Raw genomic sequence first — 24,862 nt, 5'->3', positions numbered from 1 at the left:
CTCCCCTGCGCGCCGCACGGCGCGCCCGGCCCACTCTGGTGGACCGTGGCCCCGCGGAGCAACAGCCCGCACCGAGCCGAAACACTTCTTTTCCGAGATATTCCGCGACGGACCGACACACCGGAATTCCGCGGGCGAATTCCCCACCGGGCGAAACGCCCTCAACGACCGTCCGGCTCGGTTTTCCCGTCCCCCTCGGTCTCGGGCCGCGGCTGTTCGACGACGACCGGTACCGCCCGGACGTCGTGCACGACCTCCACCCGCGAAGACCGCGCTGCGTGGCAGGCCGGGTCGTCTTCGAGGTGGGAGTAGCTGAAAAGGCTGGCGAGCAAGGGATGCGCGTCGTCGCGGTACTGCCGCACGACGTGGTCGCTGTTCTCGCTGATCGGGTGCCAGCAGCGTTCGCAGAGCATGACGTCGTGTGCGTCCATGGTGGGCACCGTCCCGGTCGGATCACCGTGCCGCCGGCGGCCCTCGGGGGGCCAGGGCCGCCGGCAGCAGCTTCCTGGGTGCGTCACCCCGGGTGATCAGGGGGCGGATGACCCCCGGGACGACGCATCCAGGCTGACATCCCGGCGAACGCGACCGGATCCGCCGAACGGAGCAGAATTCTCCGGAGAGTTTCGGAAACCGAAAATGGTCGCTGCCGAGCGATCCGGAAGAATTTCGGCGGCCGAGCGATTTGCCTTCCGCTTGCCCGACTGGACGCGCCGGCGGCAGGCTCGGGTGCCGAAATACCCTGCCGTGGCGCGGGAACGAGGTCCGGAGCGCCCCTGCCGCGATGACCTTCTTCCCTACCCGCCCGCGGTACCGCGCGAGAGCCTGGTCCTGACGAGTGGGAAAGGGTGATCGACATGACGGTCAGCGGTTCCCCGGGCGGCACCCGGGACTCCGGGCCGGTACCGGGAACGACCCGGTCCTCGTTCGCGGGCTGGTGGTACCTGCCCCTGACGATCCTCACCGCCGGGCTGGCCGCGTGGGTGCCGTTCCTCCACGCGGCCGTGGTGCTCGGCAGTGTCCGCCTGCGGTGGGTCGCGGCGGCTTACGGCGCGGTGCTCGTGGGGCTCTTCGGGTGCGCGTCCGCCGCACCGGTCGACGCGCAGGGCAACGCGATCGGGACCGCCGGAGCCGTCCTGCCGACCATCGCCGGTACGGGCTGGCTCGTGCTGCTCCCCGTCGCCTGCGCGCACCAGTGGGTGGTGCAGCGCCGCGTCGCCCGCGGCCGCACCGGTGATCCGGAACCCGGGATCAGCCGGGCCCTCGCCGCCCGGGGCCGGCGCACCACCGCGCGCCGGCTCGCCGAGTCCGATCCCCTGCTGGCGCGGGACCTGCGGATCGGCCGCCCCGACCTCACCCGCGACTACGACGACGGCGGTCTCGTCGACCTCAACAGCGCCCCGGCCACGACCATCGCCCAGCTGTGCGAGATACCCCTGCCCGCGGCCGAGGACATCGTCCGCGCCCGCCAGGACTCCGGGTTCTCCAGCGTCGACGAACTGCTGGTCATGGTCACCGTGCCGGTGTCGGCCTGGGACCGGATCCGGGACCGCGGGCTGACGCTGACCGCCTGACCCGGAGCGGGGCCGGCGCGGCCGTTCACCCACCAGCCGAAGCCGACGATCGACCAGGAGGGTCGAAATGTTCCGCGACCGACGGAGGATGTGGGCCGGGTTCGCCGCGCCGGCCGGCAACCGGGGCTGGGTGCCCCGGTCCCGGCGGAACAACCGAGCTGACCCCGTTCGGTCTCCACCACCGCTGACGTCCCGACGAAACGGAGGAGCACGACCATGAGCGACACCATCAGCCGGCGGATTCCGCCGCAACGACTGATCACCGCCATGAACCCCTTGGTGCGGGCGATCGCGGGCTCGCCCCTGCACCGCCTGCTCGGCACGAGCGTGCTGGTCCTGCACGTCACGGGCCGGCGCACCGGGCGCCACTACGACATCCCGGTCGGTTTCGCCGACCTCGGGGACACCCTGCTGGTCGTCACCCGGCACCGATGGCGGGTCAACCTGCGCGGCACCACCGCGGTGTCCGTCACCCACCGGGGACACACCCGGCGGATGCACGCACAGCTCACAGAGGACCCGGCCGCGGTCGCCGTCCGGCTGGGCGAGGCGATCACGCGGCTCGGGCGGAAGAACGCACAACGCCGCTTCGGCCTGGCGCTGCCCGACGACCGGGATCCCGGCCCCGCCGAGCTCGAGGCAGCGATCCGCGAGTACTCGCTGGCGACGATCACCCTGCGGGACGACGACTGAGCGGCGGGGTGGGTCGTCCGGCGTCATCCCAACACAACCGAGGAGCGGCCATGCTCGACGACACACTCTTCGCACTCCCGGCAGGAGAGCAAAGACGTCGCGTGGAGCAGGTGGTGAAGCGGCACGCCCTCGACACCCGCGACGAGGCCGAACTGATCGCGATGCTCGGGCTGGACCAGGACGAGCCGGCTCCGCCGCAAAAACACCACCCGCACGACCTGCTGTCGGCAGCCGAACTGCACGACTTGCTCGCAGTCTTCGCGGCGCCTGAGAACCGGAGGGCTCGGCCGAGCGGGCACGCTCGCCGGTAGCCGGGGTCGAAATCGAGGAACAGCAAGACGCTGAACACGAACCGACGGACGAAGGGGAACACGGTGAGCAGACTCGGGTTCGACATCCGCCTGGTGCTCCTGACCGCCGGGGCGCTCCTGGCCGCCGCCGCGTGCGGCTCGGGCGCCGGCACCGCCAGTCCGAGCGCCACCACGGATCCCGTGCCGACGCCACCCCCGGCAAGGTCATCGGCTCCGGCGAGCACAGCGCCCACGGTGCCCCCGGTGCCCACCCGGACGCCGGTACCCACGACGGCGACCGTGGTCCCGGTCAGGCAATGCACGACAGCGGCGTTGACCATCAAGCTGGAACCGGGCGACATGGGCGCCGGGAACTACTACGTGGCCGTCCTCTTCACCAACACCGGCGCCCCCTGCCGGATCACCGGGTACCCCGGGGTCTCCTACTACGCCGGCGGCGACCACCACCAGGTGGGCGACGCCGCGGGCCGGGATCCCGGCCCGGAACCGGTGGTGGTGCTGCACCGGGGGCAGACCGCCTCGGCGACGGTCGACCAGATCAACGTCAGCCACTACGACCCCGAACCGTGCGGCCCGACCCCCGTGACCGGCCTCCGGGTGTACCCGCCAGGCAACACCGTCCCCGTGCTGCTGCCCGAACCCGATGCTCACGCCTGCGCCAAGCACATGCCGGAGCAACGGCCGCTGAGCGTCCGCGCCGTGCAGCGCGGAACCGGCTCGCGTTGAGCCCGGTTCCCGCCGGCCGTGGCATCGGAGGCTTCGCCGCAGTTCGACGCTCACGCGCCGGTGATGCCCGGCTCGAGGACGGCCCGGCTCGCTGCTCGGGCCCGGCGCAGCCGTGCGCGAGGACGTGGCAGCGCGACCGCCGGCGCGACCCGGCCGTCGGCGAAGCCGGTCGCGGGACCCCACCGGCCACCACGCCGAGTCGGGCGGCGGCGGCGCCTCGTCCCCGTACCGGGACTTTGTGCCATCCGGGTCCGTGACCTCCAGCCCTCCCGCCCGGCGGCCCCACCCGGCAGGGTGGCGGTGAGGAGCTACTGCGGGAGGCACACCATGCGGTTCCGGGACCGGCGGGAAGCCGGCCGAATCCTGGCGGCGCGGCTGCGCTACCTGCGCGGGCACGAGCCGATCGTGCTGGGGCTGCCCCGCGGCGGCGTGGTCGTCGCCCGTGAGATCGCCAACTCCCTGCACGCCCCCTTGGACGCGCTGCCGGTGCACAAGATCAGGATCCCCCGGCGCCCGGAACCGGTCCTCGGGGCGATCGGCGAACGGGAAGTCGTCGTGAGCAACCCGAAGACCATCCGGGCGCTCCGGGTCACCTCGGCGGAGTTCGGCCGGGCGACGCGGTCGGCGAAGGCCGATCTCACGCGGCGTGTGTCGCGCTACCAGCAGGGCCGGCACCCGCTCAGGATCGCCGGCCGGACCGTCGTCCTGGTGGACGACGGCATCGCCACCGGCGCCTCCGCGCGGGCCGCGATCCAGGTGCTGCGGGCCCGCCAGGCGGCCCGGATCATCCTCGCCGTGCCGGTCGCGCCGCTGGACGTCCTTCGTTCGCTTTCGCCGACCGTCGAGCAGACCGTCTGTGCCTTGCCGTTGCGCCGGATGAGCTCTGTCGGCGCGTGGTACCTCGACTTCGCGAAGGTGGAGGACTCCGAGGCACTCCGCCTGCTGGCCCGGGAACCCGAAGAAAGTGTTCTGGTGCAAGCGAAGAGGGCCTGAAGGTCCCGAACCCGTACACCTTGTCCCCGCCATTTCGCCGCGGCCGGGCGCCACCATCGAGAGCGCGGACCGGCCGACGGACGAGGAGGACACCTGCACGAGCTCGGATCCGACACCCTCCCGGTGGTCTTGACCACCGGACCACTGCCGGCGCCGGCCGCCTGCGGCTCGGACGGCGGCACCGCCACGCCGACTCCGCCCCGGACCGCGGACACCACCCGGCCCGCGATCCCGGCACCGGCCGGGCAGTGCACGACCGCCACCCCGAAAACCGCGCTGGGGCGAACCGAAGGCGCCGCTACACGCCCATCGTCGTCACCGACACCGGCGGCCCCTGCCGCATCACCGGCAACCCGGGGGTGTCGTTCTACGCCGGCAGCGATCACCACCAGGTCGGCGAAGCGGCGACCCGGGACACCGGCGGTGGTGCTGCAGCGGGGTCAGTCCGCTTCGGCGTCGACCGACCAGCTGAACCCCGGCCTCTTCGACCCACACGTGCGCCCCGGTGACGCGCCACGCACAGACCGCGAGGCGCGTGTGCCCCTGCGGCGGGTGGTCGACGTGGCGGGTGGTCAGCGTGCTCCGCTGCCGGCTCCCGCCGGGAGCGTGGTGGTCAGTCCGTCTCCGCTCGCGTGCTCATCCGGCGGATCGTCTCGCCGCCCTTGTGGTGCCACGCCCGGCCGTACTGGGTCTCCAGGACGTGTTCGAGCTTGCGCACGGCGCCGTGGCAGGCGTCCGCCACCGAGTCCGCGTGGTGGGTGACGGCGACCGGCGGGTGACCGGCCGGACGCGCCTCGAGCACGCAACCACGCCTCGGGACCGCGGGCTCGCCGGTCAGGTGGACGTCCAGGCGGGTGATCCGGCCGCGGAAGCGGGCCAGCGCTGTCTCGAACTCGGCTTCGAGCCGCCGGGTCAGGTCGTCACCGCGTGGACGTTCTTGTCCGTGGTGATCTGGATCTGCACGTCCTGATCTTGTTACCCGGCACCGGTCTCCCCCAGTACCGGAAGTCCCTCGCCGAGAGGACCAAAGACGGTCAGCCGCGCAGGGTGAAACCCAGTTCGCGGCCTTCCGCGCGGAGTTCGTCCCGCGCGTCGGGGTGGGCCACGTGGTCCACGATCTGCCGCGCCTGCTCGCCCGCGTCGTTGCCCCAGATGGTCGCGATGCCGTGCTCGCTGACGAGGAAGCTGTGCTGGAACGAGGTGACCGGCCCGGCCAGCCGGGGCACGACCGTCGACACGCCGGCCTTCGGGTGCCACGACGGGAGCGCGATGATCGCCCGGCCACCGGGCGAGTGCAGTGCTCCGACCACGAAGTCGGTCTGCCCGCCGAACCCCGAGTAGATCGCCCCGCGCACACGGCTGGCGTTGGCCTGGGCGAACAGGTCGACCTCGAGCGCGCTGTTCACCGAGACCAGGCCGCGCTGCCGGGCGATCACCGCGGGATCGTTCGTCTTCTCCGTCCGCAGCAAGCGGACCCGGGGATTGCGGTCGAGCCACCGGTACAGCTCGTCGCTGCCGAACACGAACGACGCCGTGACCGGCTTCGCCGGATCGAGCGCCCCGGCCCGGTCGAGCTCCAGCACCCCGTCGCTGAACATCTCCGACCACACCGCGAGCCCGCGCCGCCCGGTGACCGCCGCCAGCGTCGCGTCCGGGATCCCGCCGATGCCCAGCTGCAGGGTCGCGCCGTCCGCCACCAGCCCGGCCACCCGGGTGCCGATGGTCTGCGCCGTGTCGCTCACCGGCCGCGGCCGCGGTGACAGCAGCGGCTCATCGGCCTCCAGGGCGTAGTCGATCTCCTCGACCGGCAGCACACCGTCACCGAAGGTGAACGGCATGTTCGGGTTCAGCTGGGCGACCACCAGGCCACCGCGGGCCCGCACGGCCTCGATCGCCGCGGGCAGGATGTTCACCTCGGTTCCCAGCGACACCACACTGCCCGCGGGGGCGGAGGTGTGCACCAGGACGACGTCCGGCGGCAGCGGCCCCTTGAGCAACTGCGGCACCAGGGACAAGCGGGACGGGAAGTACCGCAGCCCGGCCCGGCCACGCATCCCCGCGCCCACGAACGGCGTCTCCAGCAGCACGCCGGCCCGGTCCGGCACGCCGGCCTGCGCGTTCAGCGCGAACAACCGGTACTCCGCCAGGGCGGCGTCCAGCACCGCCAGCGCCCGCATCGGGGTGGCGAAGTTCCCGCTGACCACGACGCGGGGCTGTGGCCCTGGCACGCCGGCCAGCACCGCGCCCAGCCGCTCTTCCGTCAGCACCCGCATCAGCGACCGGCCCCACGGGCCGGGCCCACCACACCACGTCGGGACACGCACGTCCTCCTTGCCGGTCGCCTGTCCTGATCATGCCCGATCGAGGTGGGGCACAACTGCCCAACCGGTGGGGACGATGGGCCGCCCGGTACCCGGCCTTCGCCCCTGGGAGGTCGCCGGCCCGCGGTGACAGCATCGAAGTGCCGGCAACCGCAGGTAGTCCTCCGGCAGGAAGGCAGGTTGGACATGACCTTCGTCCACCGCAGCCGCGAACCGGGCCCGGCCCGGGTGGGCGGCTTCCCCGCCGGGCTGAACGTCCGCGTGCACGGAGGCCGCTTCGACGGCCGATCCGGCGTCGTCGTGGACCGCGCGCCCGACCTCCGGCCCGGCTCGGTGTGGATCGAGTTCACCGAAGACCTGGTCCGGCTCGTGCCCGGATACCGCATCGGATCGAGCGAGATGTCGGACAGCTGAGCGAGCCCGGTGCCGGCCTGGCCGGTTCCGACTCCGCGCCGGCCACCCGGGACGAGCTGCGCCGGCGCCCGGTACGGGATCTCCTTGCCACCCAAGGACTTCCAGGCGTTCCTGCCGCTCGCCGGGTCCGCGGGGGCCAAGCGACGCCGACAACGAGGCCACCGGCCTGCCCCTCCGCGGACTGCGCGTGTCCGGGGTGCCGCCGGCAGGACACGACCGCGGCACGCGGGCATGATGGCGCCCATGCCGCACCGTGTCCTGCTCGCCGACGACGACCGCGCCATCCGGGAATCGCTCGTGCGGGCCCTCGATCTCGAGGGCTACCACGTGACCGAGGTGACCGACGGTGTCTCCGCGCTGGCCACGGCCCGGAAAGACGACTTCGACGTGCTGATCCTCGACGTCATGATGCCCGGCGTCGACGGCCTCGGCGTCTGCCGCGTCCTGCGTGCCGAAGGGGACCAGACCCCGATCCTCATGCTGACCGCGCGGGTCGAAACCGCCGACCGGGTGGCCGGGCTCGACGCCGGGGCCGACGACTACCTGCCCAAGCCCTTCGAACTCGACGAGCTGCTCGCCCGGCTGCGAGCGCTGCTGCGCCGCACCTCCGCCGACGCCGGGGCCGCTCCCCCGCGGACGCTGCGCCTCGGCGAACTCGCCGTCGACCCGGCCGCCCGGCGCGTCTGGTGGCACGGCACCGAGATCAGCCTGTCCAAGACCGAGTTCGACCTCCTCGAGCTGCTCGTGCGCAACGCCGGGATCGTCCTCGACCGCACCACGATCTACCAGCGGATCTGGGGCTACGAATTCGGCTCGGACTCCAAGAACCTCGCCGTCTACATCGGCTACCTGCGCCGCAAGCTGGACCAGGCCGGCGCGACCGAGCTGATCCACACCGTGCGCGGTGTCGGCTACTCGGTGCGGCCGGTATGAACCTGCGCAGCAAGCTCGCGATCGCCTTCGCCGGCGTCGGCGCCGCCGCGGCCATCCTCGTCGGCGTCTTCAGCTACCAAGCCGCCTCCCAGCGGATCAGCGCCGAACTCGACCGGTCGCTGCTGACGACGTCGGCCGAGGTCGCGGCCGGGGCGACCCAGGTGCTCGCGCCCAGCCCGGTCACCCGCGGGCCCGATGACGACGACCACGACGAAGCCCAGCCCATGGTCGCCCAGGCGATCGCCCCCGACGGCTCCCTCCGGCCCGTCGGCGGCCGGCACGTCCAGCTCGACGTCGACGGCGCGGACCGGGCCCTGGCCGCGACCGGCTCCTTCGGCGACCGCCGCTACGAGGACTTCACCGACCCCCCGGACGACTACCGGGTCATCACCGTGGCCCTCGGCGGCGGCCGCGGGGCGCTCCAGCTCGGCATCGACGTCGACGAGTCCCGGCACGTGCTGCGCGAGCTGGCCGCCCGCATCACCGGCGTCAGTGCGCTCGTCCTCGTCGGGGCGGCGCTGGCCGGCTGGCTGCTGGCCCGCCAGATCACCCGGCGGCTGGTCCGGCTGACCCAGGCCACCGAGCAGGTCAGCGACGGACGCCTCGCCGACGTCGCGGTCCCGGCCGGCGGCCGCGACGAGGTCGGGCGGCTCGCGACGTCGTTCGACCGCATGCTCGGCCGGCTCGCCGACGCCCGCGCCGACCAGGAACGCTTGGTCCAGGACGCCGCGCACGAGCTGCGGACCCCGCTGACCAGCCTGCGCACCAACGCCAGCGTCCTGCGCCGGTTCACCGAGCTGGCCGCCGGCGACCGGGCCCGGCTGCTCGACGACGTCGACGGCGAAGCCCGCGAGCTGACCCATCTGATCGACGAGCTCGTCGAGCTGGCCACCCGGCGCTACGAGACCGAGGAGCCCGCTCCGGTCGAGCTGGGTGAGATCGTCGAGCGGGCAGCGGACCGCGTCCGGCGGCGGACGAGCCGGGCCATCACCGTCGAGGCCGACGCCACCGCGCTCACCGGCCAGGCGAAAGCGCTCGAACGCGCGGTGTCGAACCTGCTGGAGAACGCCGTGAAGTTCGCCCCCGGAGAAGCGATCGACGTCGTGGTGCGCGAGGGCCGGGTGCAGGTGCTCGACCGCGGCCCTGGCATCGGTGACGAGGACGCGGCGCTGGTGTTCGACCGGTTCCACCGGGCCGACGGCGCCCGCAGCCTGCCCGGCTCCGGGCTCGGGCTGGCGATCGTCCGCGAGATCGCGCTGGCCCACGGCGGCGGCGTGTTCGCCGGGCCGCGCCCCGGCGGCGGGGCCGTGGTCGGGTTCACCGTCGGCGCCGAACGGCTCTTACCGGATTCTCACCCTCGTCACGTCGACGGCTAACCGGGCTCCGGAAGGGTGGTCCACAACGATCACCACCCCCAGGAGCCCCGATGACCACCACCCTCGCACCCGCCGGCAGCGCGCTCCGGCGCCCGGTCCGCGCGTGGTGGCGGGACGCCGCGGGCCTGGTCACCTGGCTGAGCGTGCTGTTCGTGGTCGCCCTGTGGGTGTCCGGCCGAGGCCTGCAGGACCTCGCCTCGGACTTCTTCACCTCCACCGGGCGCCTGACCGGCCTGGTGTCGGCGGATCTCCTGCTGCTGCAGCTGCTCCTGATGGCCCGGATCCCGTGGGTGGAACGCAGCTACGGCCAGGACGAGCTGGCCCGCCGCCACCGGCTGGTCGGGTTCACGTCGATCACGCTGCTGGCCGCGCACATCGTGCTGATCAGCATCGGCTACGCCGTCACCGACCGCTCCGGCGTCCTCGGCGAGGTCTGGACGCTCGTGACCACCTACGCGGGCATGCTCCTGGCCACCGCGGGGACCCTCGCGCTGGTCATGGTCGCGGTGACGTCGGTGCGCGCGGCCCGACGGCGGCTGCGGTACGAGTCCTGGCACCTGCTGCACCTCTACGCCTACCTCGGCGCCGGCCTGGCGCTGCCGCACCAGCTGTGGACGGGCGCCGACTTCACCGCCTCCCCCGTCGCGACGGCGTTCTGGTGGACCGCCTACGCGGCCGCCGCGGGCGCGGTGCTGGTGTTCCGGCTCGGGCTGCCGGTCTGGCTCAACGTGCGCCACCACCTCGTCGTCGAGCAGGTCGTGCGCGAGGCCCCCGGTGTCGTCTCGATCCACCTGCGCGGCCGCCACCTGGACCGGCTTCCGGTCGAGGCAGGGCATTTCTTCATCTGGCGGTTCCTCTCCGGACCGGGCTGGACGCGTGGCAAGCCCTTCTCGCTGTCGGCCGCCCCGGACAGCCACGGCAACCGGCTCCGGATCACGGCCAAGAACCTCGGGCCGGGCAGCCGCAAGCTGGCCCGGCTGCGCCCGGGTACCCGGGCCCTGTTCGAAGGGCCCTACGGCCGGCTCACCAGGACCGTCCGAAAAGGACCCAAGCTGGCGATGTTCGCGTCCGGCATCGGGATCACGCCACTGCGCGCGCTGCTCGCGGACCTGCCCTACCGCCCGGGGGAAGCCGTGCTGTTCTACCGGGCCGGGCGCCACGCCGACCTGCTGTTCCGGCACGAACTGGACGAGCTCGCCGCCCGCCGCGGCCTCCGGATCCACTACCTGCCCGGCCGCCGCTCCCGCGACCGCGCGTCGTGGCTCCCGGCGAACCACGCCCCCGTTCCCGACGAGCAGGTGCTGCGGCACCTGGTCCCCGACATCGCCGACCACGACGTCTACGTCTGCGGCCCGGACGCCTGGACCGAAGCGGTGCTCGACACGGCCCGCCGCGCGGGCGTCCCCGCCGACCGCGTCCACTCCGAACGATTCGGCTGGTAGGAAAGGACTTCCGATGCGCAGGATCGCCATCACCTTCGCCGCGACCGTCTCGGTCGTCGTGCTGCTGTTCAGCTATCGCACCAGCACCGATTCGACCCCGGTCGCCGTGGGCCGCCCCCTCGGCACCGGCACCCAGCCGACGCGCACCACGAGCCCCGGCCCCTCGCCCACGCCGGGTGCGAGCGGCGGCGGCACGTTCACCGGGAGCGCGGCCGACACCCGCTACGGGCCCGTCCAGGTGCAGATCACCGTGGCGGGCGGCAAGATCACCGACGCCCAGGCCGTGGAATACCCCCAGGAAAGCGGTCGTGACGTCCGGATCAACTCCACCGCCGTGCCCGAGCTGAACCAGGAGACGCTGCAGGCCCAGAGCGCGCAGATCGACACCGTCAGCGGCGCCACCTACACCTCCGAGGGTTACCAGCAGTCCCTGCAGTCCGCGATCGACGCGGCCCACGGGTGAGCACCGCGCCCCGGCAACGCCGGTCCTGGACCCGGGCCGTCATGGGCACGCAGGTCAGCCTCCACCTGCGCGGCCACCGCGTCGACACCGACCCCGCCGTCGAACCGGCCGTGGCCGCCGTGTTCGGGCACCTGCGCACCGCCGACGAGCTGTTCAGCACCTACCGGCCCGACAGCCAGGTCAGCGCCCTCCGCCGCGACGAACTCCCTCGTGACCAGTGGCACCCGTGGGTAGCCGAAGTCGTTGCCCTGTGCGAAGAAGCGCGTGAACGCACCGACGGCTACTTCGACCCGTGGCGCCTGCCCGGCGGCTTCGACCCCTCCGGGCTCGTGAAGGGCTGGGCCGTCGAGAACGCCGCCACCCACCTCGCCCGGCTGTGCGGCTACGACCACTACCTCAACGCCGGCGGCGACATCACCGCCGCCACGCACACCCGGCCGTGGCGGGTCGGCGTCGAAGACCCGGCCGACCCGGCCACCTTCCTCGCCGTCCTCGACCTGGGCACCGGCGGTCTCGCGACGTCCGGCACCGCCGCCCGCGGCGACCACATCGTCGACCCGCACACCGGCCTGCACACCAGTAACCTGCTGTCGGTGACGGTCATCGGCCCGACCCTGCTGTGGGCCGACGTCTTCGCCACGGCCGCGTTCGCCCGCGGCGGCAACGTGGCCCGCTGGGTCACCGCGCTCGCGCCGGACTACGAAGTCGCGGCCGTCGCCCGCGCCCCCTGAAGACCCCGCCCGGACACGAACGCCCCGAACCGCACTCCACAAAGGACACCATGACCACCGTCAACGGCCTGCCCGCCCACATCCTGCTCGTGCACGCCATCGTCGTGCTGCTGCCGCTGGCCGCACTCCTGCTGGTGCTGAGCGCGCTCTGGCCCGCCGCCCGCGCCAAGCTCGCCGGTCCGAACGCGATCCTGGCCGTCCTGGTCGTGATCCTCGTCCCGATCACCACCGACGCCGGCGAATGGCTCGAACGCCGTGTCGCCTCGACGCCCGCGGTGCGCACCCACACCGAACTCGGCGACACCGCCCTCTGGGTCGCGGTCCCCGTCGCCGTGCTCGCCCTGCTGGTGTGGTGGCGCCGCCGGGAAAGCCTCACGTCGCAGGCCGCCGACACGGGTTCGGCGGCGTCCGGCACCGGCTCGACCGCGGTCGCCACGCGCCGCCGCACGTTCCTCGCCCCGGCGTCGACCGCGGTCACGGTGGTGCTCTCGGTGCTGGCCGTGGTGGCCGCGGGTGCGACGTTCTACGACATCTACCGCATCGGCGACTCCGGTGCGCAGGCCAGCTGGCAGGGCCAGTTCAGCTCCACCCCGGCACCGGGCGGCGCCGACCGTTGACCAAGGCCGGGTGAACCCGGGACCGGAGGGCCGATCGACCGGCGGGCCGTGCACGAGGAGCTGGACCGCGCGCGGGACACCTTCCGCGCGCTGGTCGACGGCGCCTCCGCCGCGGCCCTGCGCCGGCCGTCGGACGGCACCCGGTGGACCAACGAGCAGCTGCTCTACCACATGCTCTTCGGCTACCTCGTCGTCCGCTCGCTCCTCGTCCTGGTCCACCCGTTCGGCCGGCTCCCCGACCGGGTCAGCCGGGGCTTCGCCCGGGTGCTCGCCGGACGGTCACGAGCCTGCACCGGCACCTCGACCGCGAAACCGAAACGACGCTGCGGCACGGAATGCACTACCCGGCCCGCTGGGACCCGTTCTTCGCGGACTACATGACCACCCTCGACGTCTACCACTTCGCCACGCAGCACTTCGACTTCCACGCCCGGCAGCTCACGCTCGACCTTGAGCGCGAAGACGGCACGGGCACCTGACCGGAACGCCGGCCAGGTGCCCGTGCCGTGTCAGGTCAGCCGTCGGACTCCGGCGACGGGAGGTAGGCGCCCGGGACCTGGTCCGGGGCGAACACCTGGTTCTCCCCCGGGTAGGGCTGCCGCCAGCCGTGCGTCTGGTACCACGTGTAGTGGTTCATCTGCGCGGGGTTGGCGTAGTCGGCGACCGCGTTCGGGCCGGTCAGCCGCTGGTGCGTCGTCCACTCCTGCCACTGCGCCGCCACCGGTGCCTTGTCCGCCGGCACCGCCGACGACGGCACCGGGGCCGCGGCGGGGTTCGGCGGGGCCGGGGTGTCCGCGCCGCAGGAGGGCTGGGTCGCCAGGCCGGCCGTCAGCGACGTCCGGTTCGGCAGCGCGGTGAACGGCGTGTAGTCCGGCTTCTGCGTGAAGGCCGCACTCATCGGCGTCGCCGCGCTGTCCTTCTGGTTCATCGGCTTGACCCCGAGGATCTGCTCGATCGTCCGGATCATCGTGATCTGCGAGTAGTAGTGGCTGTCGACGACGCCGTGCTGGGCGTACGGGCTGATGATCTGCACCGGGGCCCGGTGCCCGTCGACGTGGTCGAGACCGGCTTGGGAGTCGTCCTCCACGACGAAGATCGCCGAGTCCTTCCAGTACTGGCTGTGCGAGATCTCGTCGACGATCTTGCCGACCGCGAGGTCGTTGTCGGCGACCTGGGCGGCCGCGTTCGGCGGGCCGCCGGTGTGGTCGCTCGACAGCCAGAACATGTTCAGGTTGGCCGGCCCGTGCTTCTCGAAGTCGTCCTTCCAGATCTGGTACCGGTACTGATCCGGCACCGAGGTGTCGAACTTCGGGAACCCGGGCACCGAAACGTTGTTCAGCGACGGGATCGGCGACGACGACACCAGCGGGTAGGCGGTGGGCTGCCCGGTCGCCGCCATGTTCTTGCTGTCGCAGTAGAGGTTCTGCCAGCTCGCGTCGGCCGGCTTGGTCAGGAACTGCTGGAACTCACCGAAGTCCCGCACCGACTTCCCGGCCGCCTGCGCGCCGGTCCACAGGAACCCGCTGCTCTGGTGGCCGAGGGCGTCGTCCTCGGTGTCGTAGCTGCGCAGGTACTCCCCCGCCGACGACTCGGTGTACTCCGGGTTGTCGGCCTGCATCAGCCAGTTGTGGCCCTCCGCGGAGTTCGTGCCGATGTCGTAGGTGTTGTCGTACAGGCCGAACTGCTTCTCCAGCGCGTGCTGGTTGGGCGTCACGTTCTCGCCGAACTGCGTCACGGACGGGTCGCCGTTGCCGCGCGCGTCGTCGCCGAAGACCTGGTCGTAGGTCCGGTTCTCCTTGACCAGCAGGAAGACGTGCTTGATCGTCGACGGGTCGCCGAGCCGCGCGGGCACTGGCACCGGACGGCGGTGGCCGTAGTCCTGCGCCACCTGGACGGAGTTGTCCGTCCAGCCGTTCTGCTTGAAGACCTGGCCGGTGTAGCCGCGGATCGCGCGGTCGTCGGGTAGCCGGAAGCGCTGCACGCTCGACGTCGTGTCGTGGGTGCCGTGCCCGGCGGCCGTGGTGGGACGGCGGGCGTCGATGCCGCGGGTGTTGGAGACGACGACGTCCTTGCCGACCGTGGTGATCGCCGTCGGGAAGTAGTCCGTCGGCAGCAGGCCGACGTAGCTCACCGGCTCCTGCGCCCGCTGGTAGCGGTAGACGGCGACCGCGTTGGCGCGGCCAAGCGTCACCAGCAGGTGCCCGTCGTCGGTCAGCGTCACGCCGTCCGGCTCGTACCCGACCGAGGCCTGCGGCCACGGCTGGGTCGCGATGGTCTGGACGACCTTGTCGCGGCCGGTGTCGATGACGGAAACGGTGTTGCTCGCCGTGTTCGTGACGAACAGCGCGCCCTTGGCGAAGTACACCGCGGTCGGGTGCAGGCCGACGTCGATGCTCTTCGGCGTGGCGGCCGCGTTCGCGAGATCGATGACGCTGACCGTGCCGCTGGTCGTCGCGCCGGTGAACCCGCTCGCGGGCACCTGCGTGTTGTAGGAGTTCAGCGTCGGCTCGCCCGGCCGCGCCGCGCGGCCGCCTTCGTTGCCGACGTACAGCTTGGTCCCGACGCGGACCAGGTCACGCGGCGCGTTGCCGACGGCCCAGCTCTGCTTGATCGCGCCGGTCGCCGCGTCGAGGGCGACGACGCGGTTCTGGCCGTTGACGGCGGAGTACACAGTGGACCCGTCGGGCGAGAACACCGCCTGGGCCACCAAGGCGTGCTTGGCGCCGTCGGCCGGGATCTTGACCGTCGTGGGAGCGGCGACCGTGCCGTCCGGGTTCACCGTGAACCGGGTGTAGCCGTCGGTCTGCGCCAGCCACAGCGCCTTGCCGTCCGGGGAGTAGGACGGCCCTTCCTGGCCGACGTCGTTGCCGGGGATGCGCAGGTTCGCCGTCGCGGAGTTGCCGACGAGCTGCTGCACCTTCCAGCTCTTGAGGTCGACGATCGTGAGCGCGATGCCGCCGTCGGTGGTCAGCGCGGCGAGGTGGGCGCCGTCGGGGCTGACCGAGGAGGCCATGATCTTGCCGTTGTTGACGACCAGCCGGTCACCGATCGGCTTGAGGTACTGGTCGGCGGACACGACCTGGCCGTTCTCGGTGACCTGGCCGACCTGGTCCTTGCCGAACTGCTGCGTCGACGCGACACCGACGCCGGTGCCGGTCGCGACGAGCACGAGCGTGGCGGAACCGGCTGTCACGTAGCGGAACCGGTGACCACCGAGGTGCCCGAGAAGGCGTGCCTTCCCGACACGCCGTCTGCGGCGTGTTACCTGCATCGGGTTATCCCTTCGTGGAGGAGAGCAGCTCGACGTTCGCGTCGAACTGCCACAGGGGGTTGGGTTGGTCCCCGGCCGGGGTCCGCACCTGGAAGTAGCCGTTCACTTCCTTCGGTCCGTCGCCGTCGGCGACGTACCGCCCGTCCGAGGTGACGTCCAGCTGGTAGATGGCCTGCCCGGTCGCGGCGACGCCCGGCAGGTGCCAGGAGACGACGCACCGCCAGTCGTTGCCGGGCCCGTCGGGCTCGACCAGGCCGTCGCCCTTGGTGCACGCGGCGGTGGCTCCCAGCTGCTCTTCGGTGACGTCGGGCCGGTTGAGCTGCCCGGCCTGCAGGCGGTAGAGGTGGGCGAACGCCGTGGCGAGCGAGCGCTGCACCTTGTCCTGGTCGATCCCGGACCCGGTGGCCGGCGTGGCCGCGGCGATGATCCCGGCCGTGACGGCGAGGAGCGCGGCCAGTGGCAGGGCGCCGACGACGAGCGCCCGGCGCCCCGAACCGTCGTGGGCGAGGTTGGTGAAGTCGCGGCGCACGAAGAGCGAGTAGGCCAACGCGGTCGCCAGCACCGCCCAGGCCACGCTCACCCCGACCCCGATCAGGAGCGGACCGAGCTGAACCGGGGCGGTGAACAGCCCGTTCCACGCGATGAACGCGTAACTGGGCAGCGCGAGCCGGACGGCGACGGGCAGCGGCAGCAACTGGGCCAAGGCCATCGCGAGGGCGACGACGGCGGGCAGCAGCAGGCCCATCGGCGACCGTCCCCACAGGACGGACCCGAGCCACCCGACCGCGGCCAGCGCCAGCGTCGGGGCGAGCACGCAGACCCACGCCAGCAGGACCTGCGCCGCGGCGTCCCCCGGCGCGAGCAGGTGGCCGTCGAAGCCCACCAGCGCCCGGTTCCCGGCCGCCACGAGCCCGCCGGCCGTGCCGGACACGGCCATCCCGGCGACGAGCACGACGATGACGGTGAGGCTCGCAAACGCTTTCGCGAGGAAGATCCGCCGGGTGGACCGCACCGCCACCAGCAGGTGCCGCCAGGTGCCGAGCCGGTCTTCGGCGGCGAACACGTCACCGGCGACCACCGACGTCAGGAGCGGAAGCGCGTACGTGCCGGCGAACCCGAGCATCACCAGCGGCCCGGCCCACCCCGTGGCGTTCATCCAGCGGCCGAACAAGGTGTCGACGGGCAGCGAGCTCTGCCCGCTCACCGCGCCCACGAACAACGCGGGCGCGAGCCAGCAGGCGAGGACCAGCAGGCGGATCCGCCAGGTCGAGAACAGTTTGACCAGTTCGAAGCGGTAACCACGCGACAGCGGGACGGGCCTGGTGGCGGCGACCGGGGACGCGGCGGCGGTCGCGGTCATCGGCCGGCCTCCTGTTCGGTGGGGGCTTCGGTGAGGGTGAGGAACGCGGCCTCCAGCGGGGACACCACGGGGGCGAGTTCGCGCACCGCGATGCCGTCCTTCACGAGGCGTGGCACCAGTTCGTCGAGTGCGGGCACCAGGGCGCGCACCACGAGCACGTCGTCGTCTCGCCGGGTGTCCTCGACGAGGCGGATCCCGGCCGTGCCGGCGATCACGCGGCGGGCGGCGCCGGGGTCGGACGTGCGCAGCCGGTAGTCGAGCTCGCGGTTCTCGGCGGACAGCTTGCCCAGCGGGCCGGTGAACACGACGCGTCCGGCGGCGAGGATGGTGACCTCGGAGCACAGGGCTTCGAGGTCGTCCATCCGGTGGCTGGAGAGCACCACGGTCGTGCCGCCGGCCGCGAGCCGGTCCAGGACGCCGTGCACGTGCCGCTTGCCGACCGGGTCGAGGCCGTTGGCCGGCTCGTCGAGCACCAGCAGCCGCGGTTCGGTGAGCAGGGCCGCGGCGAGGCCGAGCCGCTGCCGCATGCCGAGGGAGAAGCCGCGTACGCGGTCGTCGATGACGTCGGTGAGGCCGACCTCCTCGAGCACGTCGGCGATGTCGGCCGTCCGGCGGTCCCGGCCGCGCAGCGCCGCCAGCGCGGCGAGGTTCTGCCGGGCGGTGAGCGACGGGTAGAGGCCGGGACCGTCCACGAAGCCCGCGACCCCACCCGGCGCGGCGAGCGCGCGCCCGATCGGCGTGCCGAGGACCTCGAGCCGGCCTTCGTCGGCGACGGCCAGGCCCAGCAACAGCCCGAGCAACGTCGTCTTCCCCGCGCCGTTGGGCCCCACCAGCCCGTGGATCTGCCCCGGCGCCACGTCCAGATCGATGCCGTCCAGCGCGACGACCTCACCGAAGTACTTCGTGATTCCGCGCGCTCGTACCGCGACGGGTGTGCTCATGGCGTCCCTTGCCTTCTTTCCTGGCTCGCGTCAGAAAACTTAGGCATGGCAAATGACTTCGGCGGGCGCGCGAGGTGAACACGGATCGAACGAGAACCGTCCGGCGGCGGCCCCATCGGTGAAATGTCCGAGTTAAGGTACGGGCTTGCGCCGAATTAACCGTTCCCTTACCTGGGACGTCAGCTTTGGCGCGGGGCCACGAGGCCGGATTCGTAGGCGAGGACCACGAGCTGCGCGCGGTCGCGGGCGTGGAGCTTGGTCATGGCCCGGTTGATGTGGGTCTTCGCGGTCAGCGGGCTGATCACCATGCGGGCGGCGATCTGGTCGTTGGCCAGCCCCCGCGCGACCAGGGTGACGGCCTCGCGTTCGCGGTTGGTCAGGTGTGCCAGTCCGGCCGGGGCGCCGGCCTGGAGGGGCTGGGTGACGTACCGGTCGATCAGTTTGCGGGTGATCGACGGGGCGAGCAGGGCGTCACCGCGGGCGGCGACCCGCACGGCGTGCAGGAAGTCTTCCGGCTGGATGTCCTTCACGAGGAAGCCGGCCGCCCCGGCGCGCAATGCGTCGAAGACGTACTCGTCCAGGCCGTAGTTGGTCAGGATGACCACGTGCACCCCGGCCAGCGCAGGGTCGGCGGCGATGCGCCGGGTCGCCTCGATGCCGTCGACGACCGGCATCTGGACGTCGATGAGCGCGATGTCGGGCAGGTGCCGCTCGGCCAGCGCCACGGCCTCACCGCCGTCGGCGGCCTCGGCCACCACCTCGATGTCGTCCTCGATGTCGAGCAGCGCGCGGAACCCGCTGCGGATGAGCGGCTGGTCGTCGGCCAGCAGGACCCTGATCACGACGCCGGGCCCACGGGAAGTTCGGCGTGGACGGTGAAGCCACCTTCACTGCGCGGCGCCGCCCGCAGCCGGCCGCCGAGCGCGGTGACCCGTTCGCGCATCCCGAGCAGCCCCACCCCGGGGACCGGCGCGGTGTCCGGCGTCGCCTGGCCGTCGTCGTCGACGCGGATGACGAGCGTGCCGGGGCCGTAGCCGATTCGGACCGACGCGGTCGCGGCGGCGGCGTGGCGGGCGATGTTGGTCAGCGACTCCTGGACGATCCGGTAGCCGGTCCGGTCCGTCGCAACGGGAACCTCGTCGCGCTCGCCCTCGATCGTCAGCGTCGCGTCCAGACCGCCCGCCCGGGCTCGCCGCACCAGGTCCGGGACGTCGTCGAGCCCGTGCGGGGGATTCTGGTCGTCGCGCAACGCTTCCAGGGTCGCGCGCAGCTCGCGCGCCGCCTCACGGCCGGCGTCCCGGATCACCAGCAGCGCGTCCGGCACCGGCTCACCCCGCTTGCCGGCGAGGTGGACGGCGACCTCGGCCTGCACCTTGATGACGGAGATCTGGTGGGTGAGCGAATCGTGCAGCTCCCGCGCGATGTGCAGCCGCTCCTCGTCGGCCCGGCGCCGCGCGGTCTCCTCGCGGGTGCGCTCGGCCTCCGCCGCCCGCCGCTCGGCCTGCCGCAGCGCCTCCCCCGCCGCGCCGGCCGCGATCAGCCACGCGATCTGGAGGACGTCACGGGTGTGCGTGAACGCCCCGCCCACGGCCAGGTCGCCGGGCGCCGCCAGGAGCGCGAGCGGAAGTGCGCCCACCATGAGCACCGCGCTCGCCACCGCGAGGAGGCGGTGTCCCGCCCGGACCGCGGCGTACACCGCGAGCAGGTACGCGACGGCGGGCACGTCGACCCCGGCGGCCTGCTGTCCCAGCGCGCACAACGCGGTCACGGCCAGCACGGTGCGCGGAGCCCGGCGGTAGGCGGCCAACGCCAGGCCGCCCAGCACCAGCAGCGCGTAGCCCAGCGGGACGAGGTTTGTGATGGGGTGGTGCCCGTACAGCCCCGCGGCGAGCAGGGCCGTCGCCACCCCGGTGGCGATCAGCCCGTCCCCGAGCGGGATCCGTCCCGTGCTCATGCCCGCACCGTAACCGGCTGCCCGGCCGGGCGAATCCTGCGCGAGGACGATCCGCGCACTACCGCGGCCGCAGTACTTTCCCGGCTCCTGCCGCGTCCGTGGCAGCGCGAAGTGCCTGCGCCTGCCGGACGACCGGGCCGGGTCCGGCGGACAGGATCAGGCGGCACCCGGTCGAGGAGGAAACCCATGTCCGTCACCCACTCCGCACTCGCATCCGCCGCGGCGGCGCCCGCTGCCGTCGACGCGTACACCCTGACCGCCGCACGAGCCTGGGCCACGGCGGCCGCGCTGCTGGGGCTGGCCGGCGCGATCCTCGGCGGCCGGGCGCTCGCCCGCAGCGGCCGCCGTCCCGCCGGCGACGGGCGGAAGGGAGCTCTGGTGGCGCTGGCGGCGGGGCTGATCGCCGTCGTCGGCGGGGTGGTCAACCTCGCTGTCGCCGACGGCGGTCCCGGAACCGGCAACGGAGTCGTCGGGGGCGCCGCGGCCGTGGTCGCCGGTCTCACGGCCGGCGTTCTCGGGGGTCTGACCCTGGCCCGCTCCGCCGGGTCGGGGGCCTCCTCACGCTGATCGGCTCCGGGAACGCGCCCGCAGCACCACGGCCCGGCCGATCAGCCCGACGGCGAACATCACCACCCCGGCCAGCACCGACGGCCAGGGCAGCGTGGCCACCAGCACCAGGCAGCCGAGGACACCGAGCAGGTTGAGCCACCGGGGCCAGCGGCGCTGCTCGCGGGGCTGGGTGAACGCCGCGGTGTTCGCGATGGCGTAGTAGATCAGCACGCCGAACGACGAGAAGCCGATCACCCCGCGCAGGTCGGCGAAAGCCACCACGACGCCGACGACGACCGCGAGCGCGATTTCGGCGTGGTGCGGGACCCGGTAGCGGGGATGGACGGCAGCCAGCCAGCCGGGCAGGTCACGGTGGCGGGCCATGGCCAGGCTGGTGCGGCCGATGCCCGCGATCAGCGCCAGCAGCGCGCCGAGCGCGGCCAGCGCCGCACCGGCGCGCACCACCGGTTCCAGGCCGCCGGCCCCGGCGGCCTGGACCGCGGCGGTCAGCGGCGCGGCGGTGGCGGCGAGCCGGTCCGGACCGGCGGCCAGCAACGCAGCGACGGCCACCACCAGGTAGACCGCCACGGTGATGAACAAGGCGATCGGGATGGCGCGGGGGATCGTGCGCCGCGGGTCGCGGACCTCTTCCCCCATCGTGGCGATCCGCGCGTAGCCGGCGAAGGCGAAGAACAGCAACCCGGCCGCTTGGAGGATGCCGTAAACACCGCCCGAGCCCAGACTCGCCCAGCCGCCCAGGTTCGCCGGGCCGGCACGGCCACCGGCGGCGATCCCGATCACGACCGCGGCCAGCGCGGTCAGGCTGGTGCCGACCAGGATCCGGGTCAGCAGGGCCGTCTTGGTGACGCCCCGGTAGTTGAGCGCGGCCAGCCCGAGCACCGCGGCGACCGCGACCGCGCGCTGCGCCCACCACGGGCCGGGCACGGCGTAGGTGGCGAAGGTGAGCGCCATCGCCGCGCACGAGGCGGTCTTGCCGACCACGAACCCCCACCCGGCGGTGAACCCCCACCAGTCCCCGAGCCGTTCCCGGCCGTAGACGTAGGTGCCGCCCGAGGTCGGGTACGCCGCCGCGAGCTGCGCGGACGCGGTGGCGTTGCAGTAGGCGATCACCGCGGCGATCGCCAGCCCGATCAGCAGGCCGGTGCCGGCCGCGCGGGCCGCGGGACCGAACGCCGCGAACACCCCGGCGCCGATCATCGAGCCCAGGCCGATGACCACCGCGTCACCGGTTCCCAGCCGCCGCGCCAGCACCCCTGAGCTGTCGGATCGCGGTGCGGACACCCTCGCCTCCCGGCATTCCATCAAACCATTTTGATGTATCCTGCTGGGCATGGCGTCGTCCGGTCAAGCCACCCCGCCGTTCGTGCGCGCGGCCGCCCACCCGCTGCGGTGGCGGCTGCTGACCGAACTCGCCGGGAGCGACTACCGGGTCCGCGAGCTGACCGAACGGACCGGGCAGCCGCAGAACCTGGTCTCCTACCACCTGCGGCTGCTGCGCGAGGAGGAGCTGGTCACCGTGCGGCGCAGCACTTTCGACGCCCGCGACAGCTACTACCACCTGGACCTGGACCGCTGCGCCCAGGCGCTGACGGCCGCGGGCGCGACCTTGCACCCCGCGCTGCACCTGGATCCGCCGGCGGCGCCTTCCCGGTGGCCGGACGGGATGCGCGTGCTGTTCGCGTGCACCGGGAACAGCGCCCGCTCCCCGATCGCCGAAGCCCTGCTGCGCCACCGCACCGAAGGACGGATCGGGGTGACGAGTGCCGGCAGCAACCCCAAACCGCACCTCCACCCCCACGCCGTCCGGGCGCTACGCGAGGAGTTCGGCATCGACCTCGACGGCCAACGCCCCCGGCACCTGGACACGCTGGCGGAGCACCGGTTCGACCACGTGATCACCTTGTGCGACAAGGTCCGCGAGGTCTGCCCCGGCTTCGATTCCCGGCCGATCCACTGGAGCATCCCCGACCCGGCCGCGGGCAGCTACCCGGACTTCGTCCGCATCGCGGCCGAGATCGACACCCGGGTCCGCCACCTGCTGCCCGTGCTCGCCACCACCCCACCCCCGGAGGGCTGACCCGTGACCGCACCCGACCGGTTCGCCGGAGTCCGCTACGTCGTCGACGACGTCCAGGCCGCCATCGACTTCTACACCACGCATCTCGGCTTCACCCTGCGGATGAGCGCCGCCCCCGCCTTCGCCGACGTGGTCCGCGGCCCGCTGCGCCTGCTGCTGTCCGGCCCGGCCAGCTCCGGCGCCCGCGCCACCCCCGCGGACGCGGCCGCCGCCGGGCGCAACCGCATCCACCTCGTCGTCGACGACCTCGACGCCGAGATCGACCGGCTCCGCGACGCCGGCCTGTCCTTCCGCAGCGAGCTGGTCACCGGCCCGGGCGGGCGGCAGATCCTGCTCGGCGATCCGGCCGGCAACCTCGTCGAGCTGTTCCAGCCCGCTCACTGACCCCCTCACCGGCGGCTTCTGAGCCCCCAGCCCGGCCTCACGAGGCGAAGAACGGGAGCACAGCCGAGATCAACGCCTCTGGCGCCTCTTCCGGCACGTAGTGCCCACATCCCTCGAGCACGAGTTCGGTGACCTGGTCCGCCACCCGTCGCGCGTCGGCGGCGACGCCGGCGCCGCGGGAAGTCGCCCCACCCACGGCCAGGACGGGCATCGGCAGCAAGGTGCGGGTTCGCTCCTGGTTCTGCGCGATCGTCACATCCAGCGCCCGGTAGTACTGGAAGCTGGCGTGCAGCGCCCCGGGCTGCCGGAGTGCGTCGACGTAGACGCTGACCACGTCGTGCGGCATCGTGGCCGGCGTGGCGCCCTTCACCGAGAACTGATCGCGGAAGTAGACGTCCTCGCGTCCCTCGACGAGCTTCTCGTTGACCGAAGCCAGCCGGTTGAACATGAAGTGCCACATGGTGTCCACCGCGCGGTTGACGGACGGAATGACGCTGGGCGCGTCGGAGATCCCCGGCAGGGCGGCCTCGGCCAGGACCAGATGCTCGACCCTGGACGGATTGTCCGCGGCGAGGGCGTAGGCCAGCATCATGCCCACGTCGTGGCCGACCACCTTGAAACGGCCGTGCCCCAACGCGGTCATCAGCCGAGCCAGGTCATCGGCCGCGGTGACGCTGTCGTAGCCCGTCTCCGGCTTGTCGGAGCGGCCGACGCCACGTGGATCCACCGCGACCACCGAGAAGTCCTGGGCCAGTCTCGGCATGACCTTGCGCCACTGCCACCAGAACTGCGGCCAGCCACCCACCAGCAGCAGGGCAGGACCCGAGCCTCCGGTGACGGCGTGCAACGTGATGTCGCCGAGGTCGTAGCGGTCGCTGCGGAACAGTTCGTCGAACCGCGCGGGCAGGTCGGGCAGCGTGGTGACGGTGCCGAACCCGGTCACGGGCTCCGCTGGGACGCGGCTCATGTGATCCCTCCTTCGGACAGGTTCTCGGCATCGGAGCAAGCCACTCCCAGGACGGAGAACCACTTAATGTGGTTCAGTCAACGTAGCGCAGCATTCGCGAACCGCATAGTGTGGTTCACGACACCGGCAGAGGAGGAGCGATGACGGCCAACAGCGCTTTCGCAGGACGCGGGGACCAGCCACTGTGCCTTCGCTTCACCGCCACGGCGACCGAGCGCACCGCGTCCACACCGCGGGAGCACCTGCGCCGCCCGTCGGACCTTGCCGACTGGCTGGACGCTGTCGAACTGGGCGTTCCCACGCCGGAGGTGAGCGAAGAACTGCTGCTGAACGCGCGCGAACTGCGGGAATCGATCTATCGCGCGGCACGCGCCGTCGCGAACGGAGAACGAATCTCCGAGGAGGATCGCGACCACGTCAACGAATGGGCCGCGAGCAACGCCGCGGTCCGGGTCCTCGACGACACCGGTGCCGGCTGGCGCTTCCCGGCCGAGTCCGCGGCGCGGTCGGCGCTGGCCGTGGTGGCCGTCGACGCCGTGGACACGCTGGGCGGGGCCAAGGTGGGGACGATCAAGGTCTGCTCCGGAACGGGGTGCGTCGCGGTGTTCCTCGACGCCAGCCGGGCCGGCGCCCGCCGCTGGTGCTCGATGGGGACCTGCGGCAACCGGGCCAAGAAGGACGCGATGCGCATTCGCCGTCAAGCGTGACGACCGGCGCCGGCCGCCCGGGCCGACGCGCGGCATCTTG

General features: G+C 72.8%; 29 protein-coding genes. 19 read left to right on the top strand and 10 right to left on the bottom strand.

The genetic code is table 11. The annotated features are described in order from the left end of the window. Positions 1–161: 161 nt before the first annotated feature. Positions 162–431 (bottom strand): hypothetical protein, encoded by a 270-nt coding sequence (locus ACGFMK_RS24780; RefSeq protein WP_392767502.1) that lies wholly within the window; start codon positions 429–431, stop codon positions 162–164. Positions 432–854: 423 nt separating this feature from the next. Here ACGFMK_RS24780 and ACGFMK_RS24775 point away from each other — a divergent pair, with 423 nt between their 5' ends. The 6 genes from ACGFMK_RS24775 to ACGFMK_RS24750 all read left to right on the top strand — a co-directional run bounded on the left by ACGFMK_RS24775 (position 855) and on the right by ACGFMK_RS24750 (position 4,803). Further along, positions 855–1,571, top strand: coding sequence for a hypothetical protein (locus ACGFMK_RS24775; protein WP_392767500.1), 717 nt, complete (start codon positions 855–857; stop codon positions 1,569–1,571). 216 nt (positions 1,572–1,787) lie between these two features. After that, positions 1,788–2,264 (top strand): nitroreductase/quinone reductase family protein, encoded by a 477-nt coding sequence (locus ACGFMK_RS24770; RefSeq protein ID WP_392767497.1) that lies wholly within the window; start codon positions 1,788–1,790, stop codon positions 2,262–2,264. A gap of 50 nt (positions 2,265–2,314) precedes the next feature. Beyond that, positions 2,315–2,575 carry a hypothetical protein gene (locus ACGFMK_RS24765; RefSeq protein ID WP_392767494.1) on the top strand — a complete coding sequence of 87 codons (261 nt, stop codon included), beginning with the start codon at positions 2,315–2,317 and terminating at the stop codon, positions 2,573–2,575. Positions 2,576–2,638: 63 nt separating this feature from the next. Continuing rightward, positions 2,639–3,301: a DUF4232 domain-containing protein gene (locus ACGFMK_RS24760; RefSeq protein ID WP_392767492.1), complete on the top strand. Its 663-nt coding sequence runs from the start codon at positions 2,639–2,641 to the stop codon at positions 3,299–3,301. Between the two features lie 327 nt (positions 3,302–3,628). Then, complete coding sequence (locus ACGFMK_RS24755; RefSeq protein WP_392767489.1) at positions 3,629–4,294, top strand: phosphoribosyltransferase; 666 nt, start codon at positions 3,629–3,631, stop codon at positions 4,292–4,294. Then, positions 4,195–4,803, top strand: a complete 609-nt coding sequence (locus ACGFMK_RS24750) for a DUF4232 domain-containing protein (protein ID WP_392767486.1) — start codon at positions 4,195–4,197, stop codon at positions 4,801–4,803. Before ACGFMK_RS24755 ends, ACGFMK_RS24750 begins: the two co-directional genes overlap by 100 nt. Positions 4,804–4,907: 104 nt before the next feature. Here the strand turns inward: ACGFMK_RS24750 and ACGFMK_RS24745 are convergent, their stop codons facing one another. After that, positions 4,908–5,096: a hypothetical protein gene (locus tag ACGFMK_RS24745; protein ID WP_392767483.1), complete on the bottom strand. Its 189-nt coding sequence runs from the start codon at positions 5,094–5,096 to the stop codon at positions 4,908–4,910. A 36-nt stretch (positions 5,097–5,132) separates the two neighbouring features. Between ACGFMK_RS24745 and ACGFMK_RS24740 the strand changes: the two genes are divergently transcribed. Further along, positions 5,133–5,264 (top strand): hypothetical protein, encoded by a 132-nt coding sequence (locus tag ACGFMK_RS24740; protein WP_392767480.1) that lies wholly within the window; start codon positions 5,133–5,135, stop codon positions 5,262–5,264. A 64-nt stretch (positions 5,265–5,328) separates the two neighbouring features. On the opposite strand, the gene ACGFMK_RS24735 is transcribed toward ACGFMK_RS24740, so the two are convergent. Further along, on the bottom strand, positions 5,329–6,618 hold the full coding sequence (locus ACGFMK_RS24735) for an acetyl-CoA hydrolase/transferase family protein (RefSeq protein WP_392767477.1): 1,290 nt from the start codon (positions 6,616–6,618) through the stop codon (positions 5,329–5,331). Between the two features lie 183 nt (positions 6,619–6,801). Between ACGFMK_RS24735 and ACGFMK_RS24730 the strand changes: the two genes are divergently transcribed. The 8 genes from ACGFMK_RS24730 to ACGFMK_RS24695 all read left to right on the top strand — a co-directional run bounded on the left by ACGFMK_RS24730 (position 6,802) and on the right by ACGFMK_RS24695 (position 12,972). Further along, positions 6,802–7,029 carry a hypothetical protein gene (locus ACGFMK_RS24730; protein ID WP_392767474.1) on the top strand — a complete coding sequence of 76 codons (228 nt, stop codon included), beginning with the start codon at positions 6,802–6,804 and terminating at the stop codon, positions 7,027–7,029. A gap of 234 nt (positions 7,030–7,263) precedes the next feature. After that, positions 7,264–7,962 carry a response regulator transcription factor gene (locus ACGFMK_RS24725; protein ID WP_392767666.1) on the top strand — a complete coding sequence of 233 codons (699 nt, stop codon included), beginning with the start codon at positions 7,264–7,266 and terminating at the stop codon, positions 7,960–7,962. Beyond that, positions 7,959–9,338 (top strand): ATP-binding protein, encoded by a 1,380-nt coding sequence (locus tag ACGFMK_RS24720; protein WP_392767471.1) that lies wholly within the window; start codon positions 7,959–7,961, stop codon positions 9,336–9,338. The genes ACGFMK_RS24725 and ACGFMK_RS24720 overlap by 4 nt, the downstream gene beginning before the upstream one ends. Positions 9,339–9,388: 50 nt before the next feature. Then, the gene (locus tag ACGFMK_RS24715; RefSeq protein ID WP_392767468.1) at positions 9,389–10,780 is read left to right on the top strand and encodes a ferric reductase-like transmembrane domain-containing protein; all 1,392 of its coding nucleotides are present in this window, start codon (positions 9,389–9,391) and stop codon (positions 10,778–10,780) included. A gap of 13 nt (positions 10,781–10,793) precedes the next feature. Next, complete coding sequence (locus ACGFMK_RS24710) at positions 10,794–11,243, top strand: FMN-binding protein (RefSeq protein ID WP_392767465.1); 450 nt, start codon at positions 10,794–10,796, stop codon at positions 11,241–11,243. Next, positions 11,240–11,974 (top strand): FAD:protein FMN transferase, encoded by a 735-nt coding sequence (locus tag ACGFMK_RS24705; protein ID WP_392767462.1) that lies wholly within the window; start codon positions 11,240–11,242, stop codon positions 11,972–11,974. The genes ACGFMK_RS24710 and ACGFMK_RS24705 overlap by 4 nt, the downstream gene beginning before the upstream one ends. 50 nt (positions 11,975–12,024) lie before the next feature. Further along, the gene (locus tag ACGFMK_RS24700) at positions 12,025–12,591 is read left to right on the top strand and encodes a hypothetical protein (RefSeq protein WP_392767460.1); all 567 of its coding nucleotides are present in this window, start codon (positions 12,025–12,027) and stop codon (positions 12,589–12,591) included. Positions 12,592–12,639: 48 nt separating this feature from the next. Next, positions 12,640–12,972: a hypothetical protein gene (locus tag ACGFMK_RS24695; RefSeq protein WP_392767458.1), complete on the top strand. Its 333-nt coding sequence runs from the start codon at positions 12,640–12,642 to the stop codon at positions 12,970–12,972. Between the two features lie 133 nt (positions 12,973–13,105). Here the strand turns inward: ACGFMK_RS24695 and ACGFMK_RS24690 are convergent, their stop codons facing one another. The 5 genes from ACGFMK_RS24690 to ACGFMK_RS24670 form a co-directional block, all read right to left on the bottom strand. After that, positions 13,106–15,862, bottom strand: a complete 2,757-nt coding sequence (locus ACGFMK_RS24690) for a bifunctional YncE family protein/alkaline phosphatase family protein (RefSeq protein ID WP_392767455.1) — start codon at positions 15,860–15,862, stop codon at positions 13,106–13,108. Positions 15,863–15,866: 4 nt separating this feature from the next. After that, positions 15,867–17,222 (bottom strand): ABC transporter permease, encoded by a 1,356-nt coding sequence (locus ACGFMK_RS24685; RefSeq protein ID WP_392767452.1) that lies wholly within the window; start codon positions 17,220–17,222, stop codon positions 15,867–15,869. Next, positions 17,219–18,163 carry an ABC transporter ATP-binding protein gene (locus ACGFMK_RS24680; protein ID WP_392767450.1) on the bottom strand — a complete coding sequence of 315 codons (945 nt, stop codon included), beginning with the start codon at positions 18,161–18,163 and terminating at the stop codon, positions 17,219–17,221. The genes ACGFMK_RS24685 and ACGFMK_RS24680 overlap by 4 nt, the downstream gene beginning before the upstream one ends. A 179-nt stretch (positions 18,164–18,342) precedes the next feature. After that, complete coding sequence (locus ACGFMK_RS24675) at positions 18,343–19,005, bottom strand: response regulator (RefSeq protein WP_392767447.1); 663 nt, start codon at positions 19,003–19,005, stop codon at positions 18,343–18,345. Further along, positions 19,002–20,117, bottom strand: coding sequence for a sensor histidine kinase (locus tag ACGFMK_RS24670; RefSeq protein WP_392767444.1), 1,116 nt, complete (start codon positions 20,115–20,117; stop codon positions 19,002–19,004). Before ACGFMK_RS24670 ends, ACGFMK_RS24675 begins: the two co-directional genes overlap by 4 nt. A 186-nt stretch (positions 20,118–20,303) precedes the next feature. On the opposite strand from ACGFMK_RS24670, the gene ACGFMK_RS24665 reads away from it, so the two are divergent. Beyond that, positions 20,304–20,684: a DUF6223 family protein gene (locus ACGFMK_RS24665; RefSeq protein WP_392767441.1), complete on the top strand. Its 381-nt coding sequence runs from the start codon at positions 20,304–20,306 to the stop codon at positions 20,682–20,684. Here ACGFMK_RS24665 and ACGFMK_RS24660 read toward each other — a convergent pair. Then, positions 20,676–21,968: an APC family permease gene (locus ACGFMK_RS24660; protein ID WP_392767438.1), complete on the bottom strand. Its 1,293-nt coding sequence runs from the start codon at positions 21,966–21,968 to the stop codon at positions 20,676–20,678. The genes ACGFMK_RS24665 and ACGFMK_RS24660 overlap by 9 nt on opposite strands. 49 nt (positions 21,969–22,017) lie before the next feature. Here ACGFMK_RS24660 and ACGFMK_RS24655 point away from each other — a divergent pair, with 49 nt between their 5' ends. Beyond that, entirely contained in the window at positions 22,018–22,764 is a 747-nt protein-coding gene (locus tag ACGFMK_RS24655; RefSeq protein ID WP_392767435.1) for an ArsR family transcriptional regulator, read from the top strand. A gap of 3 nt (positions 22,765–22,767) precedes the next feature. Next, positions 22,768–23,148 (top strand): VOC family protein, encoded by a 381-nt coding sequence (locus ACGFMK_RS24650; RefSeq protein WP_392767432.1) that lies wholly within the window; start codon positions 22,768–22,770, stop codon positions 23,146–23,148. A gap of 37 nt (positions 23,149–23,185) precedes the next feature. On the opposite strand, the gene ACGFMK_RS24645 is transcribed toward ACGFMK_RS24650, so the two are convergent. Further along, positions 23,186–24,115 carry an alpha/beta fold hydrolase gene (locus ACGFMK_RS24645; RefSeq protein WP_392767429.1) on the bottom strand — a complete coding sequence of 310 codons (930 nt, stop codon included), beginning with the start codon at positions 24,113–24,115 and terminating at the stop codon, positions 23,186–23,188. Between the two features lie 140 nt (positions 24,116–24,255). On the opposite strand from ACGFMK_RS24645, the gene ACGFMK_RS24640 reads away from it, so the two are divergent. Beyond that, complete coding sequence (locus tag ACGFMK_RS24640; protein ID WP_392767427.1) at positions 24,256–24,822, top strand: CGNR zinc finger domain-containing protein; 567 nt, start codon at positions 24,256–24,258, stop codon at positions 24,820–24,822. The last annotated feature ends 40 nt before the right edge of the window (positions 24,823–24,862 follow it).

The organism is Amycolatopsis sp. NPDC049252, assembly GCF_043197175.1.
Classification (GTDB): Bacteria; Actinomycetota; Actinomycetes; order Mycobacteriales; family Pseudonocardiaceae; genus Amycolatopsis.
This window is presented reverse-complemented; position numbering and strand designations above follow the sequence as displayed.

Bases quoted from the DNA above. Each gene is read 5' to 3' on its own strand.
- ACGFMK_RS24645 (WP_392767429.1), bottom strand. From the start codon at position 24,115: ATGAGCCGCGTCCCAGCGGAGCCCGTGACCGGGTTCGGCACCGTCACC.
- ACGFMK_RS24700 (WP_392767460.1), top strand. From the start codon at position 12,025: ATGACCACCGTCAACGGCCTGCCCGCCCACATCCTGCTCGTGCACGCC.
- ACGFMK_RS24770 (WP_392767497.1), top strand. From the start codon at position 1,788: ATGAGCGACACCATCAGCCGGCGGATTCCGCCGCAACGACTGATCACC.
- ACGFMK_RS24670 (WP_392767444.1), bottom strand. From the start codon at position 20,117: ATGAGCACGGGACGGATCCCGCTCGGGGACGGGCTGATCGCCACCGGG.
- ACGFMK_RS24640 (WP_392767427.1), top strand. From the start codon at position 24,256: ATGACGGCCAACAGCGCTTTCGCAGGACGCGGGGACCAGCCACTGTGC.
- ACGFMK_RS24720 (WP_392767471.1), top strand. From the start codon at position 7,959: ATGAACCTGCGCAGCAAGCTCGCGATCGCCTTCGCCGGCGTCGGCGCC.
- ACGFMK_RS24775 (WP_392767500.1), top strand. From the start codon at position 855: ATGACGGTCAGCGGTTCCCCGGGCGGCACCCGGGACTCCGGGCCGGTA.
- ACGFMK_RS24665 (WP_392767441.1), top strand. From the start codon at position 20,304: ATGTCCGTCACCCACTCCGCACTCGCATCCGCCGCGGCGGCGCCCGCT.
- ACGFMK_RS24715 (WP_392767468.1), top strand. From the start codon at position 9,389: ATGACCACCACCCTCGCACCCGCCGGCAGCGCGCTCCGGCGCCCGGTC.
- ACGFMK_RS24685 (WP_392767452.1), bottom strand. From the start codon at position 17,222: ATGACCGCGACCGCCGCCGCGTCCCCGGTCGCCGCCACCAGGCCCGTC.
- ACGFMK_RS24765 (WP_392767494.1), top strand. From the start codon at position 2,315: ATGCTCGACGACACACTCTTCGCACTCCCGGCAGGAGAGCAAAGACGT.
- ACGFMK_RS24730 (WP_392767474.1), top strand. From the start codon at position 6,802: ATGACCTTCGTCCACCGCAGCCGCGAACCGGGCCCGGCCCGGGTGGGC.
- ACGFMK_RS24710 (WP_392767465.1), top strand. From the start codon at position 10,794: ATGCGCAGGATCGCCATCACCTTCGCCGCGACCGTCTCGGTCGTCGTG.
- ACGFMK_RS24655 (WP_392767435.1), top strand. From the start codon at position 22,018: ATGGCGTCGTCCGGTCAAGCCACCCCGCCGTTCGTGCGCGCGGCCGCC.
- ACGFMK_RS24725 (WP_392767666.1), top strand. From the start codon at position 7,264: ATGGCGCCCATGCCGCACCGTGTCCTGCTCGCCGACGACGACCGCGCC.
- ACGFMK_RS24755 (WP_392767489.1), top strand. From the start codon at position 3,629: ATGCGGTTCCGGGACCGGCGGGAAGCCGGCCGAATCCTGGCGGCGCGG.
- ACGFMK_RS24780 (WP_392767502.1), bottom strand. From the start codon at position 431: ATGGACGCACACGACGTCATGCTCTGCGAACGCTGCTGGCACCCGATC.
- ACGFMK_RS24680 (WP_392767450.1), bottom strand. From the start codon at position 18,163: ATGAGCACACCCGTCGCGGTACGAGCGCGCGGAATCACGAAGTACTTC.
- ACGFMK_RS24690 (WP_392767455.1), bottom strand. From the start codon at position 15,862: ATGCAGGTAACACGCCGCAGACGGCGTGTCGGGAAGGCACGCCTTCTC.